Source organism: Campylobacter sp. 2018MI10, from assembly GCF_018501175.1.
GTDB lineage: Bacteria > Campylobacterota > Campylobacteria > Campylobacterales > Campylobacteraceae > Campylobacter_E.
Genome location: NZ_JAHCZD010000012.1, coordinates 23757 through 43086 on the forward strand (window position 1 = coordinate 23757; position 19330 = coordinate 43086).

18 protein-coding genes are annotated in these 19330 nt (G+C 28.6%); 8 read left to right on the forward strand and 10 right to left on the reverse strand.

Annotated elements, in window-relative coordinates:
- Positions 1-6: 6 nt before the first annotated feature.
- Positions 7-477, reverse strand: a complete 471-nt coding sequence (locus KJR01_RS06510; RefSeq protein ID WP_214117861.1) for a flagellar basal body rod protein FlgB — start codon at positions 475-477, stop codon at positions 7-9.
- Positions 478-615: 138 nt separating this feature from the next.
- On the opposite strand from KJR01_RS06510, the gene KJR01_RS06515 reads away from it, so the two are divergent.
- The 5 genes from KJR01_RS06515 to KJR01_RS06535 all read left to right on the forward strand — a co-directional run bounded on the left by KJR01_RS06515 (position 616) and on the right by KJR01_RS06535 (position 5246).
- Positions 616-1116, forward strand: coding sequence for a Rieske 2Fe-2S domain-containing protein (locus KJR01_RS06515; RefSeq protein ID WP_214117862.1), 501 nt, complete (start codon positions 616-618; stop codon positions 1114-1116).
- A 2-nt stretch (positions 1117-1118) separates the two neighbouring features.
- Positions 1119-2339 carry a cytochrome b gene (locus KJR01_RS06520; RefSeq protein WP_214117863.1) on the forward strand — a complete coding sequence of 407 codons (1221 nt, stop codon included), beginning with the start codon at positions 1119-1121 and terminating at the stop codon, positions 2337-2339.
- The gene (locus tag KJR01_RS06525; protein ID WP_214117864.1) at positions 2339-3409 is read left to right on the forward strand and encodes a c-type cytochrome; all 1071 of its coding nucleotides are present in this window, start codon (positions 2339-2341) and stop codon (positions 3407-3409) included. Before KJR01_RS06520 ends, KJR01_RS06525 begins: the two co-directional genes overlap by 1 nt.
- Positions 3410-3606: 197 nt before the next feature.
- Positions 3607-4587 (forward strand): lysozyme inhibitor LprI family protein, encoded by a 981-nt coding sequence (locus KJR01_RS06530; protein WP_214117865.1) that lies wholly within the window; start codon positions 3607-3609, stop codon positions 4585-4587.
- Positions 4584-5246, forward strand: coding sequence for a hypothetical protein (locus KJR01_RS06535; RefSeq protein WP_214117866.1), 663 nt, complete (start codon positions 4584-4586; stop codon positions 5244-5246). Before KJR01_RS06530 ends, KJR01_RS06535 begins: the two co-directional genes overlap by 4 nt.
- A gap of 31 nt (positions 5247-5277) precedes the next feature.
- On the opposite strand, the gene KJR01_RS06540 is transcribed toward KJR01_RS06535, so the two are convergent.
- From KJR01_RS06540 to KJR01_RS06555, 4 genes are all read right to left on the reverse strand, one after another.
- Positions 5278-6168 (reverse strand): radical SAM protein, encoded by an 891-nt coding sequence (locus KJR01_RS06540; RefSeq protein ID WP_214117867.1) that lies wholly within the window; start codon positions 6166-6168, stop codon positions 5278-5280.
- Positions 6169-6252: 84 nt separating this feature from the next.
- Entirely contained in the window at positions 6253-6879 is a 627-nt protein-coding gene (locus KJR01_RS06545) for a helix-turn-helix transcriptional regulator (protein ID WP_214117868.1), read from the reverse strand.
- A 71-nt stretch (positions 6880-6950) separates the two neighbouring features.
- Complete coding sequence (gene dsdA, locus KJR01_RS06550) at positions 6951-8222, reverse strand: D-serine ammonia-lyase (protein ID WP_214117869.1); 1272 nt, start codon at positions 8220-8222, stop codon at positions 6951-6953.
- 9 nt (positions 8223-8231) lie between these two features.
- Complete coding sequence (locus tag KJR01_RS06555) at positions 8232-9530, reverse strand: GntT/GntP/DsdX family permease (protein WP_214117870.1); 1299 nt, start codon at positions 9528-9530, stop codon at positions 8232-8234.
- A 232-nt stretch (positions 9531-9762) separates the two neighbouring features.
- On the opposite strand from KJR01_RS06555, the gene KJR01_RS06560 reads away from it, so the two are divergent.
- From KJR01_RS06560 to KJR01_RS06570, 3 genes are read left to right on the forward strand one after another with little or no spacing between them, the layout of a single operon-like run.
- The gene (locus tag KJR01_RS06560; protein WP_214117871.1) at positions 9763-11001 is read left to right on the forward strand and encodes an MFS transporter; all 1239 of its coding nucleotides are present in this window, start codon (positions 9763-9765) and stop codon (positions 10999-11001) included.
- Between the two features lie 20 nt (positions 11002-11021).
- On the forward strand, positions 11022-11681 hold the full coding sequence (locus KJR01_RS06565; RefSeq protein ID WP_214117872.1) for an RraA family protein: 660 nt from the start codon (positions 11022-11024) through the stop codon (positions 11679-11681).
- Entirely contained in the window at positions 11681-12475 is a 795-nt protein-coding gene (locus KJR01_RS06570; protein ID WP_214117873.1) for a nitrilase-related carbon-nitrogen hydrolase, read from the forward strand. Before KJR01_RS06565 ends, KJR01_RS06570 begins: the two co-directional genes overlap by 1 nt.
- Before the next feature lie 32 nt (positions 12476-12507).
- Here the strand turns inward: KJR01_RS06570 and KJR01_RS06575 are convergent, their stop codons facing one another.
- Genes KJR01_RS06575 through dcuC form a run of 5 tightly spaced genes read right to left on the reverse strand, consistent with a single transcriptional unit; the run spans position 12508 to position 19179 of the window.
- Positions 12508-13854: an ATP-binding protein gene (locus KJR01_RS06575; RefSeq protein ID WP_214117874.1), complete on the reverse strand. Its 1347-nt coding sequence runs from the start codon at positions 13852-13854 to the stop codon at positions 12508-12510.
- 54 nt (positions 13855-13908) lie between these two features.
- On the reverse strand, positions 13909-15231 hold the full coding sequence (locus tag KJR01_RS06580) for an MmgE/PrpD family protein (RefSeq protein ID WP_214117875.1): 1323 nt from the start codon (positions 15229-15231) through the stop codon (positions 13909-13911).
- A gap of 2 nt (positions 15232-15233) precedes the next feature.
- Positions 15234-16604: an adenylosuccinate lyase gene (purB, locus tag KJR01_RS06585; protein WP_214117876.1), complete on the reverse strand. Its 1371-nt coding sequence runs from the start codon at positions 16602-16604 to the stop codon at positions 15234-15236.
- 11 nt (positions 16605-16615) lie between these two features.
- Positions 16616-17773 (reverse strand): trans-sulfuration enzyme family protein, encoded by a 1158-nt coding sequence (locus tag KJR01_RS06590; RefSeq protein WP_214117877.1) that lies wholly within the window; start codon positions 17771-17773, stop codon positions 16616-16618.
- A gap of 14 nt (positions 17774-17787) precedes the next feature.
- Complete coding sequence (gene dcuC / locus KJR01_RS06595; protein ID WP_214117878.1) at positions 17788-19179, reverse strand: C4-dicarboxylate transporter DcuC; 1392 nt, start codon at positions 19177-19179, stop codon at positions 17788-17790.
- Between the last annotated feature and the right edge of the window lie 151 nt (positions 19180-19330).

Sequence of the window (19330 nt, forward strand, 5' to 3'; positions counted from 1 at the left end):
TATCCCTTAACTTAATTTAGAACTACTCTCAATTATAGTTCTTACAACTTCACTTTGTTTTTTTAGCACAGAATCAAGCGCACTAATCATAATTGCGTTTTTGCTTAATTCACTTGTTTCTACATCTAAATCAACGGTATTTGCATCATTTCTTTGCAAATGTCCATCTCTAGCAAAAATAGTTCCATTTTCGCTATTTTCAAATTCTAATGGTTGTAAATGCCTTTCATTAGTAACTGCTAGTTTATTACTCATACCTTTTCCAAAATGCATAAAATTTGTAGCTGCAATTTGTGCATTTTGTGTAGTTTTGTAAAGTTTATTTGCATTTTCGTTTAAGGCTGTTTCAAAATCAATATCTCTTGATTTATAAAAAGGAGTATCAATATTAGCTATGTTTGAGCTAATTAATTTATTTCTTAAATCTCTACCGGCTAAGGCACTTACAATCAATGGTTTAGATTTATAAAATTCCATTTTCTCTCCTTAAATTAAAATGCAAAAATCCCATAGCAAATAATATTCCAAAACTATTAATAATAATATACTCTTGTAATATTTACCCAATTTTCACTAAACTAGCTATTTATTTTCAAATTTTATGAAAGGATAAGTATGGCTAGTAGAAGAAGCTTTATGGGCTTTACATTAGGCGCTGCTGCGGCTGTTGGTGGTGTTTTTACACTAGTGGGTATGAAAAAAACTTGGGATCCACTTCCTAGTGTAAAAGCAGCAGGTTTTACAACCGTTGATTTATCGCCTTTAGCTGATGGAGAGCTAAGAACTGTTGAATGGAGAAAAAAACCAATATTCATTCTAAAAAAATCAAGTGATATGGAACAAAGCAATACAGATATAATAGCAGGAGATGCAAGATATACGGTAGTAATTGGACTATGCACTCATTTAGGTTGTATTCCAGCATATCATTCAGCTGATAAAGAATTTGTTTGTGCCTGTCATGGTGGAAAATTTAATGTAAGCGGAAAAAATATGTCAGGACCACCTCCTAAACCACTTGAAATTCCACCTTTTTCAATTGATGGAACTAAATTAGTTTTAGGAGAAGTTGGCAAAGAGTATGAAGAAATTATGAAAAATGTAGGAAAGGCTTAATCATGGCACATTTTGAAAAATCAAATGGAATTGTTGATTGGCTAGATCAAAGACTTGCTATCAAAAAATTTATGCAAGTTATGATGACACAATACTGGATTCCTAAGAAAATTAACTTTTTATGGGCAATGGGAGTAATTTTACTTACTATGTTTGCAATACTATTTATTACAGGACTTTTACTTGTAATGTATTATAAACCTGATGTTGCACTTGCTTTTGATAGTGTAAATAAAACTATTATGCAAGAAGTTGAATATGGTTGGCTATGGAGACATATGCACGGGGTTGCTGCGTCGGTAGTATTTTTAGTAATGTATATACACTTATTAACAGGTATTTATTATGGCTCTTATAAAAAAGGTCGTGAAATCATTTGGATAAGCGGTATGGTATTATTCGTATTATTCTCTGCTGAAGCATTTAGTGGTTATATGCTACCTTGGGGACAAATGAGTTATTGGGCTGCTATGGTTATTACTAATCTTTTTGGTGGTATTCCTTTCATAGGACCTGAATTAGTTGAATGGATTAGAGGTGATTACGCTGTTGGAGATGCTACATTAAATAGATTTTTTATGCTACATGTTTGCTTATTACCAATAGTTGTTATTGCATTTGTTGCAATTCACTTTTATGCTTTAAGATTTCCACATGTAAATAACGAAATTGCTGAAGAAATTGATTTTGATTTAGAAGCTGAAAAATATTTAGCTGGCAAGAAAAAAGAAGCTAAAGTTATATCGTTTTGGCCTGATTTCTTATGTAAAGATATTTTTTATGTTTGCTTATTTATAATTTTCTATTTTTATCTAGTATGCTTTCACTATGATTTTGCTATGGATCCAATTAACTTTGAACCAGCAAATGCACTTAAAACTCCACCACATATTTATCCTGAATGGTATTTCTTATGGAGTTATGAAATCTTAAGAGGATTTTCTTATGAAGTTGGTCTTGCTTGCTTTGGTATAGCTCAAGTAATTTTCTTTGTATTACCATTCCTAGACCGCTCAAATGTAGTAGCGCCTGCACATAAGCGTGGAGCATTTTTTGTATGGTTTTGGCTATTAGTAATTGATATGATTGTTCTTACTATTTATGGTAAATTACCTCCTGTTGGAATTAATAATACAATAGCAACTATTGCTTCTGTTACATTTTTAGCATTATTAATAGTAGTTTTACCAGTAATTACTCTTATGGAAAGAAAGGCTAAGTAATGAAAGAGTTAAAAATATTTGCAATATTAGTTGTATTCACAGGTATTGTTTATTGGGGAGTTGAGCCTTACGCTCATTCACAAATGCACGAACATACTAGCGAAGTTAATTTTGATTTTAAAGCAGGCGATATAGCTCAAGCTGAAGTTGAATTAAAAAAAGCTAATGAAAGTGGTAAAAAAGATGATATTGATTTTGCTACAAAAAAATTAGAAGATACTAAAAAACTTTGGGCTAATGTTGATAAAATAGCTAGTTTAAAAACTGATGTTGAAGCTGGAAAGGCTGATTTTGAAGCTAATTGTGCTAGCTGTCATAGAGTTGAATTTGATGAATTAGTAGCTGCTGATGATGGAATTAGCGCTCAAGGTATTATTTATCCTGATTTAAGCACAGCAGGAGCTATTTATGATAGTAAATTCTTAATGGCAATTTCTCTTAATCCTGCACTTGCTATGAAAAATAACAAAAAATATAATGATGAAAATCCACATCCTATGATGACAGCATTTTTAGAAGATGATGGCAGTATAAGTGATGAAAATGCTCAATCAGTTGCTAATATATTAGGATATTTAAATAGTATCGGAAAAGCTGCTCTTGAAGCAAAAAAAGCAAAAATTGCTAATGAAATAAATGCAAGTAAATTAAGCGATAGCGAAAAAGTTGCAAAAATTAATTTTGAGAACAAAAAAGTTATCTTTGAAGAAGCTTGCGGAAGATGTCATGATGTTAAATACGATGGTTTTATTGCTAAAGTAAATGGCGGAGATTTAAAAGATTATATGGGTTCAACGCCACCTGATTTATCAATAATAATTCGTGCTAAAGGAGATGAGTATTTACATAAATTTATAAACGATACTCAAAAACAACTTCCAGGAACTGCAATGCCTAGAGTTGGACTTAACGAACAAGCTCAAAATGATGTTGTTGCTTATTTAACTAGCGTTGGAGATAGTAAAAAAGCTGAACGCGAAGATTTAGGATACAAAATAATGGCTTATTTTGCATTATTAGCAATATTAGCTTATGCTTGGAAAAACGCAATCTGGAAAGAACTACATTAAAAAATTAAGCTAGGTTTTCCTAGCTTAATTTCACTATAATTACTCATATTCATAAAAACGTATTAAAAGTATTAAAAATATTTAATTATCCATTTTAAATTCTAAGAATTTAAAAATCATATTTTAACTTTTAAACACACTTGCAAACCAAGAAATATTCTTAAATAATGCTATGATATGAAAAATAAAGGAGAGTTATGTTTAAAATATTAATGATTTTACTAATTACAAATATTTATTCATATAAAATAAATAAGTTAAAAATAGAGCTAGATAGTATTTATAAAAGCTTTCCTTATATTACAAAAGAGATAAAGCAAGACCAAGATGAATTTCTAAAAAGCATTAGTGATTGCAAAGATGATAATAATTGCATTATAAATTCTTATAAAGCTAGAATAAAAGAGCTTAGCACTAGTCTTGAAAACTCAAAAACCTATCCTAAAGAATTAATAGAACATATAAAAATAATTCAAGAAAACTCAACTGAGTGTTATAAAGGCAATTATGTTGTAGAGTGTGAAGAAACACCACTAAATAATTTTTGGCAAGATTTTTTTAGATACAAAGATATAAAAATAAAGCCAAAAATTGTAGATGCTAAGCCTTACGCAAGCCAAGAAGTAAAGGACACTCTTAAATACTGCTGGGATTTAGGGCTTGATAGGAGAGTTTCAAAAACTGTAGAGCCAAATTATGGGGTTTATTCTTTTTTTGAAGTTGATAAAAATGGAGAGCTCTATTTTGCAAGTAAAATTAAGGGTAAAAAATACATAGAAAAACACAAAAATATAACTATAAGTGATGTAATTTTAAATGATAAAAATTACTTAGCCTTATCAGGAGAATTTGGAAATATATTGTTTATAGAAAAAGATTTTTGCAATCACCCTATGAAAAATAAGGATTTATTAAAGCTTTTAAAAAAATCTAATAAAATGAAAATGTCATATCGTTTTTACGAACATACAAAAAATGTTTTTGCGATAAACTATAGAGAAAGAGATTATATTCTAAGTTATATTATATACAATAATACAGGCTATAGCATAAATCTCAATAGTATTTTTGCTATGACTTCTGATGAATATTATGCTTATTATAAAAACTGCTCTTTTCATAAAACCAAAATAGAATATTTAGATTGTGAAACAAATTTAAAAAAGGAGAAAATTTGAGCGAATATTTAACTTCTAGTAATTTTACGCCTTTATTTTCTTTAAAAGATAAAAACGCTTATATTACTAGCTTAGTTCATTCTAGCGCTTTGTTTATTTGTTTTTGTGTTTTTATGTATATTGGAAATTTTTCTATGAAAGTTTCTAGTATTAATTTATTTATTATTGCTGCATATTTTGATGAGCGATATTTACATTATAAGTTTAAAAAACCTAATATTATATATTTTCATAAGGATTTTATTCATTTTGTTAATCATAGTTGTAGGCAAAGAGATGAGCTTAATGAAGAAGAAAAAACAATATATTTAAAAAATGCTAAAATCTATAAAACCTGTCTTAATATTCAAAGCAAACAACAATTATATAAATTAAATAATTTTTTAAGTATATTTTATATTTTTATAAGTGTTTGTAATTTTATACTTTTAGTATTTTTTAAAAATATTTATAAAATTTTTACTTTAAATTATCAAAGATTTTATGATACTTTACTAATAGAAGATGATGAGAATATTATTTGTATTTATATGAATAAATATAATTATTCGCTTTTGTATGAATATTTTTTAAATAATTTTAATATTGATATAACAAAGCTTGATGTTAAAATCAAGCCCTTTTTATTTCATTCGCACTTGGCTTATAAATACACTTAAAATAAGCAAATTAATCACAATAGCTTTTATATTAATTAGAATTTGATTTGTTTAATTTATAAAAATTAATATCATTTATTTTCACACATTTTATTATATTTTTATCTACTAATTCATCTAACATTTTTATATCTTTTTCATCAATTTCTTGTGAGCTTAATGGTCTTAAACTAATAGTTTTAAGCAAATCATCATATTTATTTATATTAGTATTTCTACTCATAATATTAACTTTTATATTAGTTATTAAACTAGCCAATTTGCTTAATTTCTCAAAACTTGCAGCCTTTACATTATAATCACTCGGTCTATCAATAGTTCCTAAATCAAGTCTAGCTGCTTTAATATCCTTTAAAATATCATTTAAAGCAATAAAATCCTTTTCATCATCATTAATACCATCTAAAACCAAGCATTCTAAAATCAACTCACCTTTATAAATTTGGCTAAATTCTTTTATACCTTGAACTATTTTATTTATATCTATATTCGTCCTATCAATTTTGCGAAATACTTTAGGATTTACACTATCAATACTTAGTTTAACGCTATCAAGATTTAATAATGCCTTTTGAATATTTTTATCAAAGATTGTGCTTGCATTACTCAAAATTAATGATTTTGCATTCTTTTTAACTTCATTTATTTTTATAATCAATTCATCTAAATATGGATATAAAGTAGGTTCGCCATTTGCACTAATGCTTATATAATCGCAATCTTTATGTATTTTCAAAGCTTCTTTTAGCTCATTTATTATATATTCAACACTTAAATTTGATTTATTTTCATATTTTAATTTAGCTTTTCCAAGCTCACAATATAAACAATCAAAATTACAACATTTCTCATTAGGACTTAAATCTATACCCAAAGATTTTTTAAATCTTCTTGAATTAACTGGGCCAAAAATTACTTTCATAAAAATACCTTTAATATTAATTACTATTGAGATTTTAGCACTAAATACTAATGGAATTTAACTTAATCAAGCGTTTATGCTTGATTAAAATTTTTGTTTAGATTTGTTTATACAACGATATATGCTTGATTCTGAAAGATTTAAAAGATTAGCTATTTCTGTAATTGAGCCTTTTATATTAAAAATACCTTTTTCATAGATTTTATCTACTATTATTTGTCTTTGTTTTGGTTTTAGATTAGTATTTTTTAGCTCATTTACGCTAAGCCCTGTTAATTCTTGAATTAGCTCATTTAAATCAAGGCTCAAAACTTCTTCATAAGCAGCTTCTTCTACAGGTATATCACTACCTAATAATTGTGCTGCTATATTTTCCATTCTACTTTTATCGTAGTTTATACATAACATTCCACTTAATTTATTGCCTTCTTTGATAAAAAATGTGCTACCTCTTATATTTTTTCCACCTGCACTTGCTTTATAATTGCTTAAAAAATCTCTTTCTTCATAAATCTTTTTATTAACAAGCTCAAGTGCAAATCCTGTAATAGGAGAATTAATACTTCTTCCGCTTATGTGATTATTAGCAATTTCTGCAATACTCATTCCATCATCATTTATATCGTGCAAAACTATTTCATAATCCTTGCCTAAAGCTTGTGCTAAAAAATGCACTAATTTTATATATTCTGTTCTTGTTTGTTGATTCATAAAGCCCTCGGTAAATGTTTTGTAAATTATAGTTGCGTAAAGTAATTATAAGCCCTATTTTAGGGCTTATTTTATAATAATTCATCTCCTGTTTTAATAAATTCAGCCATTTCAGCGTCTGGCACCATACTTCCACCTGTTGCCCATATTAGATGAATTGCGTTTTTGTGTTCAGTTTTAAGCTCATTAGAAATCATTAAGCCTTTAACCCCAGCTAAAGCCGAAGGCTCAAGTTTAATACCTTCGCTAGATGCAAGTAAGCTTAAATATCTATACATATTCTCATCACTCACCGTAAAGCTTCCATCAATTACACGCTCAAGCACTTTACCTACAAGACCACTCGCACGACCAACAGCAAGCCCATCAGCAGCCGTAATATTATCAAGCCCAATATCAGCTACACTTATTTCATTATGTTTTCCGGTAGCAAGTCCAAGTATCATACAAGGACTATGCGTTGGCTCAGCAAAAAAGCATTTTACACAATCGCCAAACTCAGCCTTAAGACCATAAGCAACCCCACCAGGACCACCACCAACACCGCAAGGAAGATAAACATAAAGCGGTCTATCTTTGCTGATATTAATATCTAATGCTTGAAATTGTCCTTTTAATCTCTTTGCAGCAACGCTATATCCTAAAAATAAATTATGCGAGTTTTCATCATCTATAAAATAACAATACGGATTATTTTCAGAACTTTTTCTTCCTTGCTCTACTGCGACACCATAATCATCTTCATAAGTAATCACGCTGCATCCGTGCTCTCTTAGCATTTTTTTCTTCCATTCTTTAGCACAATCACTCATATGAACTTCTACTTTAAAGCCAAGTTTTGCACTCATAATTCCTATTGAAAGACCAAGATTACCTGTTGAGCCAACTGCTATTTTATATTTACTTAAAAATTCTTTATATTTTGGCTCGGCAAGTTTTGAATAATCATCTTGAATACTTAGCATATTATTTTCTATTAGCAAATCTTCTGCGTGTTTTAACACTTCATATATTCCACCACGAGCCTTAATAGAGCCTGATATTGGTAAATGCGAATCAAGTTTTATATAAACATCGCCTTGAATACTAGCACCACTTAATTTTTCTAACTCTTTTTTATAATTATTCACACAAGCTAATGGGCTTTCTATAATACCATTAGTAATATTTGTAGCAGGGAAAATTATCTTAAGTAAAGGTGCAAAACGATTAAGTCTAGCCCTTGCATCATCAATTCTATCAAGCTTAATAGCACCTTTGTTTAATTCATTTAATACATCATTGCTTAGATTTGTATTAATCCAACTTGTTTCTTTCATTGCTTTTAGATTTTCAATTAACATTTTTACTCCTTATAAAATTATTGATAAAACATAGCTTAAAACTAAGCCACAAATACTTGCTACTAAAGTCGCACTTGTAAAATATTTAAACATAGCTTTTACACTCATTCCTAAGCTTTCTTTTACTAGCCAAAATAAGCTATCAGTTACGATAGTACAACCTATAGCACCACTTCCTATTGCAAGGCATAAAACTTCTTTACTAACATTACTATCCATTTGCAAGACAATTCCTGCTGCACTAATCATAGCAACCGTTGCACTTCCAACACTAGCATGTAAAATAATAGCAATTAACCAAGCTAAAAATACAGGATTTAAACTCAAACTTCCTAAAGTCTGCTTTAATGCTTCGCCAATGCCTGAAGCAATTAATATCTCATTAAAAGCTCCACCTGCTCCTATAATTAATAAAATTGAAGCAATTTGCGTAAATGAATTAGAACTAAATTCCATTAAATTTTGCATAGAATAGCCTTGCTTTAAGCCTAAAGTATAGTATGCTACAAAAACACTTATTAATAGTGCGATAATAGGATTTCCAATGAATGCAAATACTGCATTATCTTTAAATACTAAAGTCTTAAGCAACATTAAAACTAAAGGTAAAAGTATTGTAAAATAAGTAATTGCTGTGCTTGGCATAGAGTTGTAAGTAGAACTTGTATTATCAAAAACACTCATCTCATTATCTTTTGAAAAATCAAAGAATTTCAAAAACAAAACCCCACCTATAAAAGCACATATCATACCCACAACTATACTCATCCAAATTACTTGACCTATATCAGCACCTAAAGTAGCTACTATGCTAGTAGCTGCTGGGTGTGGTGGCACCATACAATGAACTGCCATTAGCGAAGTTGCTAATGCTATGCCTATTTTTATTCTGCTAACACCTATTTCTTTAGCTACAACTAAAACTAAAGGCACTAATAAGACAAATCCAACCTCAACAAATACAGGAATACCAGCAATAAATCCAACCAACATCATAACAATATCAGCTCTTTTTTTACCAAGTAGATTTAGTAATGATAGGGCTATTTTTTGCGCTCCACCACTAACTTCTAGCATTTTTCCTAAGATACTTCCACAACCAATAATAACAGCTAAAAATCCTAGCGTCCCACCTACTCCATTTTCAATAATAGAGCCGATTTTTGTTAAATCAACACCAGTTATAAGTGCGACAAAAATACTTGCTAAGCTTAATGATAAAAAAGCGTGGATTTTAAGTTTTGTAATACAAAACACAACTAAAGCAATAGAAGCTATTAAGACCGAAATTAAAGCAAAATTGCTCATCTTTTCTCCTTTATTTAAAAATCATCATTTGATTATACCCCCCCCCATCTTTAAAATTTTCTTAAAATAATAATTTTTTTGATTTTTTTTAATAAATTTTCTTAATTTTTCTTACTTTTTCATAAAATATTACAAAAAGTAACAAATTTTTATTAATTTTAGAAAAAATAATAATAAAATTTTATTATTTTTATATAATGAAAATAAGTTAATTTTAAAAAAAGGAGAAATTATGAGATTTAGGTGGCTTATAGCCTTTGTATTTTTCCTAATAGGCTTAATCGCTTATATGGATAGGGCAAATATTTCTGTCGTTGCTAGTTTTATGATGCAAGAATTTAATATAGATAAAACTCAATTTGGTTTATTAAATTCTGCATTTTTTATAGCTTATGCCGCAGCTCAAATTCCAAGTGGTATTTTAATTCAAAAATTTGGCAATAAATTTATGACTATTTTTGCATTAATTTTATGGTCAATTTTTACTATTTTAACGCCACTTGCAGGAACATTTATGCTACTTTTAGTAGTTAGATTTTTATTTGGTTTAGGAGAAGCTCCTATATATCCTAGCAATGCAGCATTTAATAATAACTGGTTTGGTAAAAAAGAAAAAGCAAGAGCAGCTTCATTTTTACTAGCAGGTTCATACTTTGGGCCAGTAATTGCTCCATTTATATCTGTTTGGCTTGTCAATAATTATGGTTGGCATAGTGTATTTTATGTATTTGGTGCGATTGGAATTTTAATCGCCTTGATTTATTATTTTATAAGTTCATCAAGACCTGAAGATAATAAATTTATTAGTAAAGACGAACTTTTATATATTCAAAGTGAAAGATTTGTAGATAGTATTAAAAAAACTCCTTGGAAAGCATTCTTAAAAAATAAAGAATTTTATGCACTTGGAATTGCATACTTTTTTTGTGTTTATATGACAGGTATGTTTATGACTTGGCTTCCTACATTCTTACTAGAAGCTAAAGGGCTTGATTTAAAAGCTATGGGATTTTACGCTGGAGCTCCTTGGCTTGCTATTTGTATATTTGTTGCACTTGGTGGTGGATTAAGCGATAAGATTTTAAAAATTACAAATAGTTTTAAAAAAGCTAGAACTTATTTAGCAGTTGCTGGATTTTTAATATTTGATATATGCTTATTTTTAGTTGTATATGTTGAAAATACAATGCTTAGTATTTTATTTTTAAGTCTTGGTTTTGGATTTTTAGGACTTCCTGTTGTTGTATCTTGGGCTGTTGCAGCTGATAAAGGTAGAAGTCAAGCAGCAGCGGTTAGCTCTTGGATGAATTTATGGGGAAATGTAGGTTCAGCGTTCTCGCCTATTTTAGTTGGCTGGATGGCACAAAAATATGGATGGAATATAGCTATATTATTTAATATAATTCCTGTAACACTTGCTATGATAGCTTATTTATTTGTCAAACCTGACAATGCTTTAGAAAGTAATTAATTTTAATAAAAGGAGAAAAAATGTTTATTTTAAACAAAAGAGTTAGTAAAGTTTCAGATGAAATTCTTAATCTTTATAAAGAGGTTTGCCCTTCAACTATAGGACATATGCAAGATTGTGGTTTTATTAGAAATTTAAAGCCACTTCATAGTGGAAAAAAATTAGTAGGAACTGCTATAACCGTTAGAATACCACACCTTGATTCTACTGCTGTTCATAAAGTATTTGATATTGTAAATGAAGGTGATATTGTAGTAATTGATACTAATAAAGATTATGAAAGAGCACCTTTTGGAGAATTAGTTTGCTATATGGCAAGACACAAAAAAGTTGGTGGAGTAATCATTGATGGTTGTGTAACTGATTTGAATGCTATTAAAAATCTTGGCGTTAATGTTTGGTATAGAAATGTTAGTGCTTTAACAACTAGAATTAAAGGAATTGAAGGCTCAATTAATGTTCCTATTGCTATTGATAATGTTGTTATAAATCCAGGAGATTTGATAGTAGCTGATGATGATGGAATACTAGTTTTAAATCCAGATATTGATAATGTTGAAGAACTTGGCAAAAGAGCAATAAATGTTCAAATAGGAGAAATTGAAACAAAAGCAAAAATAGATAAAGGCATTCCACTTAGCGAAATTTTAGGTGCAAATAAATATTTTGAGGGTTTATGATGAATAAATTAAAAATTGCTTTAGCTCAAATAAAAACCGATAGAAATTATAAAATTAACCTTGAAAAAATTATTGATTTTATGCAAAAGGCAAAATCTTTTGGTGCTGAGCTTGTGGTGTTTCCAGAAACTTCACAGGCTTTTGTGCCTAGTAATGAAGGGATTAATTTTAATACCATTGCTCAAAATATTGATGAAGAATTTGTAACAAGCATTATTAATAAAAGTAAAGAGTTAAATATCGCAGTTGTTTTTGGCTTTTATGAAAAAGATAATGAAAAAACTAAAAATAGTGTAATTTTTGCTGATTGTGGCAAAATAATCCATAAATATTCAAAAACTCACCTTTACGATGCTTTTAGCTATGATGAAAGTAAAGATATAAATGCAAGTAATGAAAAAATAAAAGCCTTTGATACAAAATGGGGTAAAATGGGGATAATGGTGTGTTATGAACTTCGTTTCCCTGAAATTGCTAGAACTTTAGCACTTGATGGTGCAAGGCTTGTATTAGTTCCTACTGCTTGGGTAGATGGCAAATATAAAGATGAACATTTTATGCTACTTACTAAAACAAGAGCTTTAGAAAACACAATATATTTATGTGCTAGTAATCAAACAAGTAATATCTACACAGGTCGCTCGTGCCTAATAAATCCACTTGGACTTGAAGAAATAAAATTTGGTGTTGATGAAGGTATTCAAATATTTGAAATTGATTTTAATAAAATTGATGAAGTTAGAAAAACCTTGCCTTGTATATCTCAAAGAAAGCCTAATTTATATAGCCTATAAACTAAATTTCGTATGCCTTAAACATACGAAATTTATAATAATTCAATTAATTGTATTTCATCACTAGCAAGTGCTTTTAAATCATTTGTAAAACCGCTTTTGCTAAATAAAATATATTTTTTAATAGGTAAATTACTATCTATTTTAGTAGCTTTTGCTTTTAAATCTTCTAAAACATTAGTTCCTACTGCTTTATTTTTATATTTACATTCAGCAACTATTAAATAATCTTTAGCGACCCCAACCGCATCAATTTCTGTATTTTTATCCCACCATCTACCACATTTTAAAAGGTCTTTATGCGTATTTAAAAGATAATTAATCGCTAAATCTTCATACACCCTACTTATAAATTCCATAAAACTTGTCTTAATTATATTAATTACATAATCTGTATTATCAAGTTCAAGTTGAGATTTATAAGGAAATATATATGCAAAATAAAATCTTAAAAAATTATCTTTTATAAAATATAAACTTTTTTTTGATTTTTCTGGATTTTGTTCGGTTATAGGAATAATTTTATAAATAATATCAAGCTCAATTAATTTATCTATAAAAGATGTTATATTATTTGGACTTTTACCTAATTTACTAGCAATATTTCCAATCTTGTGTTCTCCACTAGCAATAATTTTTAAAATTGAAAAATAAGTTATAGGTTCATTGATTTCATTTTGCAATACAAAACTAGCTTCATTATATAAATATGAATTTGGATTTAAAATATTTGCTTTAATATTTTCATAAATATCCCCTTTATCATTTATAAGCTCAAGATATTTTGGGATACTATAAAAAACGCTATATATTTCTATAAGCTCATTTTTAGTTTTATTAGGAAAAAAATCTTTTAAATACTTAAACTCAAGTGCTTCAAGCTTAATAGCACTAGTTCTTCTACCATATAAAGGAGAATTGTATGATAATGTATATTCATACATCATAGAAATAATTGAGCCACATAAAATCAAATGAATATTTTTATTCTTAAATATCTCATCACAAATATACTGAAATTGCGATGGAATAGAATTATCAAGCTTTGCAAGATATTGAAACTCATCAATTACTATTACTATTTTTTCATCTATTTTATTTGCTACATATAAAAATAAAGTTTTAATATCATTTATTTGAATTTGTTTTAATAAATCATCATTATAAAAATTAGCTAATTCATCTTTCATTCTATTAATTGTAATGTTAATATTTTCAAGGCTTGATAAAAAATAAAAAGCTTTTTTATCTTTTATATATTCTTTAATAAGTCTAGTTTTTCCAACCCTACGCCTACCATAAAGAATAGTGAAAGTAAAACCAATTTTATTAAATTCATCGTTTAAAGTTTTTAAATGTTTTTCTCTATTAACAAACATATTTAACCTTTATCGTTTTTAAATTATTATAATCTAAAAACGATAAATTTTAATTTATTCAAAACTTTTTATGTTTTCTAAATCTAAGACTTGTTTTTTAATTTTTTCTGAAAGATTTTTATCATTTACATTTGCATTAAATTTCTCAAGTAATTCATCTAAACTTAAAGCATTATCTGGATTACCTTTATTAATTTTTACTTCTTTAATAATAGTGCTTCCATTATTAAGCGTTGCTTTAAATTTACCACAAAAATACTTTGGAAATCCACCTGAAATATATTTTTCATATTTAATTTTTTTAGCAAAATTAACAATCTCTTCACGATTTAATTCATTATAAGAATTTAAATTCACTTTACCATCTATAAACATATAACTTATTAAATACGCAAATGAAAATTTTGCTTCATAATCTGTTTTTGGATTGTGTTTTTTATCTATAGGGTCGCATATAAAAGAAATAGGAACGCTATCTACATAGCATAAAATCTCCTTTATATCATCAGGCTTTAAACCATCATTTTTAAGTTCTTTAGCACAATCAATAAGCCCGTGTGCGAAATGACAACTTGGATATGGCTTAATTGATACTTCTTTTACCATATAATCTTTTCCTAAATTTTTATCAAGCCTTGTCTTATCGCATTCATCTTCTATACCAAATGCTCTAAAGATATTATCACGACCTTCAAAAATACTAACAGGAGCAAAAAGACCAGCTTTTGCATATTCACAAGCTCTAATTCCATTTAAAACCGCACTTGCTATATGAAGTATTTTAGAATTACTTCCATTACTTAAAAACTCATTTATCCCACCTGCAAAACTAGCAGCAAAACCTAAAGCATTGATTGTTTGCGAAACACTTAAATCATTGATAACACAAGCTGCAGCACTTGCTCCAAAAACTCCAGCAATAGCACTTGTATGAAAACCATTTTTATGAAATGTTCCATTACTAGCAACCCCAATTCTTCCTGCAACTTCCCAACCCATAATAAAAGCTTTTAATATTTTTTTACCATCGTTTGTTTTAGAAAATCCATAACTAAGACAAAGCGGGGTTAAAATAGCACTTGCGTGAAGTATAGCTTCTGTTAAAGTATCATCAAAATCAAGTATATGAGAACTCATAGCATTTATCATAGCAGCATTAAGTGGGGTAGCCTTAAATTCACTACCCCAAATGCTTGTATTAGCATTCTCTTCTTTAAATGCCTTAATGGTTTTTAAAATAGCATCATTTTTGCTACCCGCAAGAGCAACTCCAATGGTATCTAACATCAATTCTTTTGCTCTAGTTTTTACATCAGCTGGTATATCTTCATAACTTTTATTTACTACAAATTCAGCTAATTTTTCACTATAAAGCATAATTAATCCTTTAAAATCTCTGCGTTTTTAATTTTTTCTAAAAACTCATCAACTAATTTTGGTGCATATCCAACATAAGTAGTAGCATCAAGTAAAGCATCTATTGATTTTTCATCTAAAACTTCTCTTACTCTACTATCTGCTAATAAAACTTCTTTAAATGTTTTATTATTTTCAATTCCAATCATAGCATTTTCATATACAATCTCATGAGCGTGTTGTTTTCCAAAATGCTCACTTAATGCAAACATAACCCTTTCGGCTAAAACAAAACCTTTTAAAGTATTAAGGTTATTTAACATTGAATCTTTTTTAACTTCTAATCCGCCTAAAGCTGTTTTCATATTATCAAGAACACAAGAAAGCATTAAAAAGATTTCAGGAAGTAATTTCCATTCCATTTTCCATACTTGTCCATCTCTTTCGTGCTCGTGTCTTTCAATATCGCTTAAAATTGCAATATTTGCTTTTAAAGTATTGCTAACTGTTACAGCATTTTCGCTTATTGCTGGATTTCTTTTATGTGGCATTGTAGAGCTTCCTACTTGACCTTTGCCAAATGGTTCAGCCACTTCATTTACTTCATTATGAGATAAAATCAAAATCTGATGAGCTATTTTATTAAATGTAGCATTTATATTAGCTAATACATATCCAAGCTCAATAAATCTATCTCTTGCTGGTTGCCAAGAAATATAAGGAACTTTTAATCCTAAACTCTTTATTGTTAGTTTTTCAACTTCATTATGTTTATCACTTAAACTAGCTTTAGTGCCAACCGCACCAACTATAAGACCTACATAAAGTCTTTCTTCGCATTCAAGTATTCTTTCATAATGTCTATTAAGCTCATCAAGCCAAATAGCAACTTTATGTCCAAAAGTAATAGGAAGAGCTTGAAGCGCTAAAGTTCTTCCCATCATAGCTGTATTTTTATGCTCTACTGCTAGTTTTTTTAAAGATTTTGCTATGATTTTTAAATCATCTTTTATAAGCTTTAAAGCTTCTTTAAATTGTAAAACAAACCCAGTATCCATAATATCTTGAGTAGTTACCCCAAAATGAACAAATTCTCCATATCCATTCTCGCAAGCTTTTTCTAAGCCCCTAACGGTTGGAACTAATGGATGTTTTGTCTTTTTATATTCATTAAATATAAAATCCATATCCATATATTTATAAAATGATTTTTTAGCTATTTCTGTAGCTGCAGCTTCTGGGATAATGCCAAGCTTTGCTTGAGCTTTTGCAAGTGCAGCTTCAACATCAAGCCATTTTTGAATTCTATTTTCTTCACAAAAAATATCACGCATAGCTTTTGTGCTCCAAGAATCACCTAATAATCTCATATCAAATACACTAATACCTGTCATAATTTCTCCTTTTATTTAATTTTGTTAAATGCTTGTTCTAAATCAGCTATTAAATCACTAGCGTCTTCTAAACCTATATGAAATCTCACAAAAACCCTATTACTATCAACTTTAGTAGCAGTTCTTGGTGGCATAGTAACCGTTGCAAGACTTTCATATCCACCCCAACTAGCACCTATTGAAAAATATTCTAAATCATCTACGAATTTAATAGCTTGTTCTTTGCTAATTCCTGAATTAAATTCTATAGTTACCATACCATTAGTTCCTATGAAATCTCTTTTAAATATTTCATTGTTTGGATGGGTTGGTAATTTTGGATAAAAAATATTTTTAATTTCTTTTCTTGTTTGTAAAAACTCAACAACCTTATCTGCATTTTCTTCGTGATTTTTAAGTCTAATTCCAAGAGTTCTCATACCCCTAAGAACTAAATAACAATCATCAGGACTTGTAGTTAAACCTAAAGCTTCTGGTAATTCATTAAAATTTTTGTATTCTTTTTCATTAACAATCACACAACCCATAACAACATCAGAATGTCCGCTAAGGTATTTTGTAGCTGCAATTACGCAAATATCAACCCCAAGTTTTATAGGATTTGATAAATATGCACTTGAATATGTGCTATCAATTGCTACAGGTATATTGTGTTTGTGTGCTATTTCGCATAATTTAGGAACATCAATTATTTCATACATAATAGAACCAGGGCTTTCACATAAAATGAGTTTTGTATTTGGCTTTATTTTACTTTCAACATCACTAGCATCTGCTTTTAAAAACTCAACTTCTACTCCAACTTTATTTAAAAACAAATCACATATAGTTCTAACAGGTCCATAAATTCCATCAGTTATTAAAAAATGTGCATCCTTACTTGCATAATTTAATAAAACCATAGCAAGTGCTGCAAGTCCTGTTGGATAAAGCGAAGCTCTAAATCCACCTTCTAGCTCACATAATAGTTTTTCAAGTTCAAAAGTAGTTTCAGTTCCCCTTGCACCATAACTTAAAACTCTTTGCGTTTTTCTAAGCTCACGATATTCTTGCCAAGTTTTATGGTCTTTAAATAATATAGTTGAAGCTCTCATAACACTAGGATTTACTGCTTTTACAGGTAAATCCTGACCACGACCTAAATGAATTAATTTTGTTTTAGTTTTCATATTCTCTCCTTTTTTTAAATATAAATACAAGTGCAAATAATATTTACAATACCAGCTACTATCATAGGTATTGCTGTTCTTTTTACAACCGCAAATGGGCTAACTTTAGCAATTCCTGCTACTGCTAAAATAGCAGGTGCAATTGGACTTACGCACCTTCCAAATCCTGTCATTATTTGAATAGGTGCTATCATCATAATTGTTTCAACATTAAAAGATTTTGCAATATTTGGAATTAATGGTGCAAAACTAAAAAATGCTGCATTTCCTGAACCCATCAAAAATGCTGATAAAGAAAGTAAAATTGATACAAATATAATTATTGCTAATACACCAAATCCAGCGTCTTTTGCAAAATTAATTAAAGTATCCACAAAACCTATTGATAAAAGCCCAGCAGCAAATACTTGACCGCATACAATAAGGCTTACGGTTATTACAAATAAATGTCCCATACCTTTAAAAAATACCATAATAGAATTTAAAGTTTCAATTACGCTTTTATATCTAATCATTTCAAAAATAATTGCTGCAAATGTAGAAATCATCATAGCTACAGGAACATTCATTTTTATGCTACTTCCAACAACTTTTGAAAATCCTAATATTAAAATTAGTGGAATTATTGGCAATATCGCATAAATTTTTGGCGGATATTTTGTTTTATTTTCACCATTTTCACTAAGTTCTTTTTCAATTTCATCTTTATTAAACACAAAATTATCTTTTTTATCAAAATATTTAGATGTAAAATAAATAGCAATCGCAACAGCTAATATAATAGGTATAGTAGTTGGTAATTGATACTGAACAAAATAAGTAGCTGGATCAACTCCTGCTGTTTTAGCAGCTAATATAACATTACCACTTCCAGGGCCATGGTCAATATATTGACAAGTCCCAATAACTGTTAATGCTGATAATTTTGAAACACCAGTCCTAACCAAAATAGGATACATAGTAACCATAAGTAAAAGTCCAAGTCCAGCGTGAGATGGTATAAAAATTACCAAAAATTGTGTAACAAAATAAGAAACTATTAAAAGCATATAAGGAGATTTTACCATACTAAGTGGCTTTTCAAAAACCTTAAATAAAGCATAACTAGCCCCAACATGCTCCATATACGCACTAAAACCTGCTATACACATAAGAGTAAGCCCAAGACCACTAAGTGTAGAAGAAAGGTTTTTATTAAAAACTTCAAAAAGATTAAAAAACCAAAAATTTAAATCCCCTTTAGCGTCTAAGACTTTGCTAGTAAAAATAGCATTACTATCGTGCATAGTCGCAACTAATAATAAAAACAAACCACTAAGCAACAACGCCATATGAGCATTTATCTTTTTTGCAAGCATAAAAACTAATATAGCAATTGCTACTAGTGAAAACAAAATGCTAAACATCTCAACTCTCCTTTAAAAATAAAATTATTATTTTGAAGTAAATTTAATAAAATTTTCTTAAAATTAGATAAATTTAAGAAAATTTTAGTAAAAAAGTAATATTTTTTATTATTTTTTATCAATTAATATTTTTTTGCTAATATTTTTGCAA